Here is a 6409-nt window from a genome sequence, read left to right as displayed (position 1 = left end):
GGGCGCCACCGTGGCCGGCGCGTTCCAGGCGAGCGGGCGCACCTGGCAGCTCGGGCCGCTGCTGCAATGGAATTTCCCGAACGTCGAGGTGGCGCTCGCGCAGGCGCGCGGCCAGCAGGCGGCCGCGCGCGCGGCGCTGTCGCATTACGACGCGACGGTGCTGGTGGCGGTGAAGGAAACCGATACGGCGCTCGATGCCTACGCGCACGCGCTCGAATACGACGCCGCGCTGGCCGACACCGAGAAAACCGATGTCGCGCTGCTGGCCGAAACCGAGCGGCTCTACCGGCACGGCGCGGTGGCCTATCTGAACCTGCTCGATGCGCAGCGCTCGCTGGTCGGCGTGCGGGCGCAGCGCGTGTCGGCGCAGGCCGGCGTGTCGCGCGCGCAGGTGGCGCTGTTCCAGGCGCTGGGCGGCGGCTGGAGCGATGCGCAGGCGCGCGCGAGCGCGGCGGATCGCGTCGCGCGCGAACGCTTCGATGCGCAGATGAAGGGGGCTGGGGCGCGCTGAGCGGCGGGGCCTCGCCGGCGATGCTGGGCCTGGCGCGCTGAAGGCCGGCTTCGGCGAGCGGCGAGCGGCGCGGCGGCATGCCGAAGCGCGGCCCCGGCAAGGGATACACAACGCGGCAACACACTCGGTGTTGGCATGCCGGGGCGAGCCAGCCTTGCCCCAACGCCGCGTTACTGCTCCGCTGGAAAACGGATCGTCGCGATCGGCGAGAATTCGCTGGCGTCGCGGCCGATCAGGCGATCCGGCGCGAAATCGGCGAGCAGCGCGTCGCGGCGTTCCGTGATCAGCTCGTCGGCGATCAGCCGCCCGAGCAGCGGGCCGAGCGTCATGCCGCTGTGGGTGGCCGCCACGTAGGCGCGCCGCTTCGGCGTGACGAAGCCGATCGCCGGCAGCCCGTCGGCCGGCCGCGAGCGCTGGCCCACCACGATCCGCTCGATGCGTGCGCCGCCGGTGTTGCCGAACCAGCCGTGCAGGCGGTGCAGCAGTTCGCGGGCGATGTCGCTGTCGAGCGCGGGCGGATTGGCCGGATCGGCCTGATCGTCGAGATCGGTGGCCTGCAGCAGCAGCCGGCCGCCGCCGTCGGGGCGCACGTTCAGATCGGGGCCGATCAGGTTGCTGTGCAACTGCACCAGTTGCGGATCGGTCGAGGCGAGGAAGCCGCAGGCGATCCGGTCCTTGCGTTCGGCGTCCACCATCGCCAGGCCCACGCCGAACGTGGCGGCCAGCTTCGTCGTCCAGCGGCCGGTGGCCAGCACGCAGTGGTCGCCCGTCCAGCGCTCGCCCGATTCCAGCGCCAGCGTCACGCCGTCGTCGCGTTCGTCGATCGCGCGGACTTCCGTGTGTTCGTGCGCCAGCGCGCCGGCCGCGCGCGCGTCGGCCCACAGATGCGCCATCAGGATCGACGGCGCGATCAGCCCTTCGGACGGGAAATGCCAGACGGGCGCCTGCGCGTCGTCCAGTTTCAGTTCGGGGATGCGCGCGCGCACGAACGCGGGCGAGACTTCCACGGCCGGATAGCCGAGCGCCTGCAGCTTGGCGGCGCGATCGCGGAGCTGTTGCTGCTGGGTGGCGTCGCCGGCCCACTCGAACGTGCCGCAGGCGTCGAACCAGCGCGCCTCGGTGCGGCATTGCTGCTGCAGCGTCGCATGTTCCGCGATGCCGGCGCAGTTCAGCGCGTGATAGCTGGCGGGGCTTTTGCCGTTGGAGTTGATCCAGGCGAAGCTGGTGCTGCTGGTGCCGCTGCCGAGGCGTTTCTGCTCGAAGACGGTCACGCCCGCGCCCAGCAGGGCCAGCGATCGCGCGATGGCGAGGCCGATGACGCCGCCGCCCACGACCGCGATACGGGGACGATGAGTTTGCATGATGGAAGCCCGGGAAGAGCGCGGCGGGAGCCACCGGGGCTTGCCCGCCGCTGCGTTCGATGGTCCCGCTATCCTAACCGCTCGCCGCCCCGGGCGTCCTTTCAGGCGGCTTGCGCGGCTTCAGCCGCGATCGTCCTCGAGATAGGCGCGAATCACGTCGGCGAACGCTGTGTCGCCCGCGAGGCCGAGCGATTCGGCGCGCGTGGTGTCCCAGCGGCCCGGCCAGCTGCCCACGATCGCCACCACGCGCGGGTCGATCTCGTGGCGGATCTTCGCGACCGGCGCGTCGCCCGCCACCTCGCGCAGCGCGTCGATCATCTCGCCCACGCTGACCGATATGCCGGGCAGGTTGATCACGCGGCGCTTGCCGAGCGCCGCGCCGTCGAGCTCGCAGCCGGCCACCAGCGCTTCCACGGCGCGGCGCGGCGACAGCAGCCAGAGGCGCGTGTCGAGCGGCACCGGGCACACGGCGTCCTCGCCGTTCAGCGGCTCGCGGATGATGCCGCTGGCGAACGACGAGGCGGCCGCGTTCGGGCGGCCCGGGCGCACGCTGATGGTCGGCAGGCGCAGCACGCGGCCGTCGACGAAGCCGCGCCGCGCGTAGTCGCACAGCAGCAGCTCGGCGATCGCCTTCTGCGCGCCGTACGACGATTGCGGATTCAGCGCCGTGTCGTCGAGCACCACGTCGGGCAGCGCGCCGCCGTATACGGCCACCGAGCTCGTGAACACCACGCGCGGTGCGTGGCCGAGCGCGCGGCACACGTCGAGCAGCGTGCGCGAGGCGTCCAGGTTGATGCGCATGCCGAGTTCGAAATCGGCTTCGGCCTGGCCGCTGACGATTGCGGCCAGATGGAAGATCGCGCCCGTTTGCGTGTCGATCGCGCGCTCGAGCACGGCGCGATCGGCGATGTCGCCGACCAGCGTCGTCACGCGCGGGTCGTCGAAGCCGGCCGCCTCGACCACGTCGAGCAGCAGCAGTTCGTCGATGCGCTCGCGCGCGCCGTTCGGGCCGGCCAGTTCGCCGCGGGCCAGCAGTTGGGTGGCGAGGCGCTTGCCGAGGAAGCCGGCGCCGCCGGTGATCAGGACTTTCATGGTGGTGTCTCGTCGAGGGGTCGAGGGGAGCGGCGCGCTTACAGGTACGGGCGCAGCCAGCCGAGGCCGTCGGACGTGCCGGCCTTCGGGCGGTATTCGCAGCCGATCCAGCCGTCGTAGCCGAGCGCGTCGATCTGCTCGAACAGGTAGGGATAGTTCAGCTCGCCGAGGTCCGGCTCGTGGCGGTCGGGCACGCCGGCGATCTGGATATGGCCGACGCCCGCGAAATCGCGGCGCAGCGTCATCGTCACGTCGCCCTCGACGATCTGGCAGTGATAGCAGTCGAACTGCACGCGCAGGTTCGGCGCGCCCACTTCGCGGCAGATCGCCTGCGCGTCGTCCTGGCGGTTCAGGAAATAGCCGGGCATGTCGCGCGTATTGATCGGCTCGATCACCACCAGCAGGCCGGCGGCGCGCGCGGCTTCCGCCGCGTAGGCCAGATTGCGCACGTACGTGTCGCGGTGGCGCGCGCGGTCGGCGCCGGCGGGCACCAGGCCGGCCATCACGTGCAGCTTGTCGTTGCCGATGGTGCGGGTGTAGTCGAGCGCAGTGCCCACGGCGCGGCGGAATTCCTCCTCGCGGCCCGGCAGCGCGGCGAACCCGCGTTCGCCGGCGGCCCAGTCGCCCGGCGGCGCGTTGAACAGCGCCTGCACGAGGCCGGCGTCGGCCAGGCGCGCCTTCAGCTCGGCGGCGTCGAACTCGTAGGGAAACAGGTATTCGACGGCCTTGAACCCGTCGCGCGCGGCGGCGGCGAAGCGCTCGAGGAACGGGTGCTCGGTGTACATCATCGAAAGATTCGCGGCGAAGCGTGGCATGGCGGCGGTTCCGTCAAAAGGGAGGGAAGCGGCGCCGCGCGCGTCGCGGGAGCGACACCGCGCGGCGGCGAAGAATCGGCGAAATCAGCGGTTCACGAGTTTCGCGGGCGTCAGCCAGACGGCAAGCGCGCCGATCACCAGCATGCCGGCCAGCATATACATGCCGGACGCCGTGCTGTGCGTGGCGTCGCGCAGATAGCCGATCAGGTAGGGGCTGGCGAAGCCCGCGAGGTTGCCGACCGAGTTGATGATGGCGATCCCGGCGGCGGCGGCGCTGCCCGCCATGAACGCGGTGGGCAGCGACCAGAACAGCGGCGCGCAGGTCAGCACGCCGCCGGCCGCGATCGACAGGAACACGATCGACACGGCGGTATTGTGCGGGAACAGCGCGGCCACGGCGAAGCCGATCGCGCCCATGGTGGCCGGCACGATCAGGTGCCAGCGGCGCTCGCGGCGCTTGTCCGAGCTGTAGCCGAACAGGTTCATGACGACGATCGCCACCAGGAACGGGATGGCCGACAGCAGGCCGATCGTGAAGTTATCCTGAATGCCGGTGGATTTCACCAGCGTGGGCATCCAGAACGTCAGGCCGTACTGGCCCGTCACGAAGCTGAAGTAGATCAGCGACATCCACCACATGCGCTTGTCGGCGAACACCTGGCGCAGCGAATGCTTTTCCTTCGATTGCAGGTGCGGCTGCGCGGCGATGTCGTCCTGCAGCAGCTTCTTTTCGCGCGCGTCGAGCCACTTGGCCTTGTCGATGCCGTTGTCGAGATAGAAGATCGTCGCGATCCCCACCAGCACGGCCGGCACGGCTTCGAGCATGAACATCCATTGCCAGCCGTGGAAGCCCGAGCCGCCGTGGAAGCGGCCCATGATCCAGCCCGACAGCGGATTGCCGAAGATGCCCGAGACGGGAATCGCCGACATGAACACCGCGATCACCTTGGCGCGCCGGTGTGACGGGAACCAGTAGGTCAGGTACAGGATCACGCCCGGATAGAAGCCGGCCTCGGCCAGGCCGAGCAGGAAGCGCAGCACGTAGAACTGGGTGGGCGTCTTGACGAACGCGAACAGCGCCGACAGCAGGCCCCAGGTGATCATGATCCGCGCGATCCAGATCTTCGCGCCGATTTTGTGCATCAGCAGGTTGCTTGGCAGTTCGAACAAAAAATAGCCGACGAAGAAGATGCCCGCGCCGAGGCCGAACACCGTCTCGCTGAACGCGAGATCCTGCGACATCTGCAGCTTCGCGAAGCCGACGTTGACGCGGTCGAGATAGGCCACCACGTAGCAGAGCATCAGGAACGGCATGATGCGCCAGAAGACCTTTTTATAGGTGGTGTCGAGCTCGGTGGGGCTGGCCTGGGCGGCGGCCGGCGCGGCGGGATGCGGTGTCATGGTGTCGTCTCCGTATGGTGTCTGTCGCGCGCGATTCGGATCGCGCGTCGTTGGGTGGCGCGGCGGCCCGCGGGATCCGCTGGCCGCCGTTGCGCCGGTGTTACCAGCGCGCGCCGAAGGTGCTGCGCAGGTCGTCGAGCGCGGCCGCATCGAGCGGCGCGGGCTTCGGGTTCGTCATCAGCCAGAGCCGCGCCGTTTCCTCCAGCTCCTCCAGCACGGCGGACGCCTGTTCGACCGACGGCGCCCACACCACCGGCCCGAGCCGTTCGAGCAGCACGCCGCGCACGCGCGCCGCCAGCTCGGCCACTTCGGCGGCCACGGCCGGATCGCCGGGGCGGCGGTAGCGGATCAGCGGAATATGGCCGACCTTCATCACGTAATACGGCGTGATCGGCGGCAGCACGTCCTCGTTCTGCCATACGCCCGCGAGCGTCAGCGCCACCAGGTGCGTGGAGTGCGTGTGCACCACGCCGCGCGATTCGGGATTGCGATCGTAGATGCCGCGATGCAGGGCCAGCGTTTTCGACGCCTTGTCGCCCGACACCTGGTGGCCGCTCAGGTCGACCTTGGCGATGCGGGCCGGATCGAGCCGGCCGAGGCACGCGTCGGTGGGCGTGATCAGCCAGCCGTCGTCGAGCCGCGCGCTGATGTTGCCGGCGGTGCCGACGGCGTGGCCGCGCGCGAACAGGCTCGCGCCGACGTCGCAGATGGTGTCGCGCAGGGTGCTTTCTTGGCTCATCCGAGCTGCTCCAGTTGCTTGAGGGCCTTGTCGAAGAAATCGACGGCGCCGAAATTGCCCGACTTCAACGCCAGCGCGAACTGGCCGTCGAGGGTGGCCGTGGCCGGTACGCCCGGATCGATCTGCGCGCCGATCTGCAGCGCGCGCACGTCGAGCGCCTGCACCACCGCGCCCGAGGTTTCGCCGCCCGCCACCACGAAGCGGCGTACGCCGCGCGCCTGCAAGCCGCGCGCGATGTCGGCCAGCGTGCGCTCGACCAGCGCGCCGGCCGCCTCCACGCCGAGTTGTCGTTGCACTGCTTTCACTTCGTCGGGCGTGGCCGTTGCGTAGATCAGCACCGGTTCGGGCAGGTGCCGATCGGCGAAGGCGAGCGCGGCCTCGGCCACCGCCTCGCCGTTCGCGACGGCGAGCGGATCGATGCGGAACGCCGGGCGCTGCGCGTCGCGCCAGTGCGCGACCTGCGCGTTGGTGGCCTTCGACGCGCTGCCGG

At 70.4% G+C, this 6409-nt stretch carries 7 protein-coding genes; 1 reads left to right on the top strand and 6 read right to left on the bottom strand.

The features are described 5' to 3' along the window. Positions 1–511 (top strand): TolC family protein (locus G3N92_RS29140; protein ID WP_206131037.1); only part of this gene is annotated, 511 nt, incomplete at its 5' end. A gap of 170 nt (positions 512–681) precedes the next feature. On the opposite strand, the gene G3N92_RS29135 is transcribed toward G3N92_RS29140, so the two are convergent. The 6 genes from G3N92_RS29135 to G3N92_RS29110 all read right to left on the bottom strand — a co-directional run. After that, positions 682–1872, bottom strand: coding sequence for an FAD-binding oxidoreductase (locus G3N92_RS29135; protein ID WP_206131036.1), 1191 nt, complete (start codon positions 1870–1872; stop codon positions 682–684). A 120-nt stretch (positions 1873–1992) separates the two neighbouring features. After that, on the bottom strand, positions 1993–2964 hold the full coding sequence (gene denD, locus G3N92_RS29130) for a D-erythronate dehydrogenase (RefSeq protein WP_206131035.1): 972 nt from the start codon (positions 2962–2964) through the stop codon (positions 1993–1995). A gap of 38 nt (positions 2965–3002) precedes the next feature. After that, positions 3003–3779, bottom strand: a complete 777-nt coding sequence (gene otnI, locus G3N92_RS29125) for a 2-oxo-tetronate isomerase (protein WP_206131034.1) — start codon at positions 3777–3779, stop codon at positions 3003–3005. Between the two features lie 84 nt (positions 3780–3863). Beyond that, the gene (locus G3N92_RS29120) at positions 3864–5180 is read right to left on the bottom strand and encodes an MFS transporter (protein WP_206131033.1); all 1317 of its coding nucleotides are present in this window, start codon (positions 5178–5180) and stop codon (positions 3864–3866) included. A gap of 100 nt (positions 5181–5280) precedes the next feature. Next, the gene (locus G3N92_RS29115; RefSeq protein WP_206131032.1) at positions 5281–5919 is read right to left on the bottom strand and encodes an aldolase; all 639 of its coding nucleotides are present in this window, start codon (positions 5917–5919) and stop codon (positions 5281–5283) included. Then, positions 5916–6409: nucleotide-binding domain containing protein (locus G3N92_RS29110; RefSeq protein ID WP_277396209.1), on the bottom strand; the 494-nt coding region annotated here is incomplete at its 5' end. The genes G3N92_RS29110 and G3N92_RS29115, both read right to left, overlap by 4 nt.

It is taken from the genome of Burkholderia sp. Ac-20379 (assembly GCF_017104645.1).
Lineage (GTDB): Bacteria > Pseudomonadota > Gammaproteobacteria > Burkholderiales > Burkholderiaceae > Burkholderia.
This window is presented reverse-complemented; position numbering and strand designations above follow the sequence as displayed.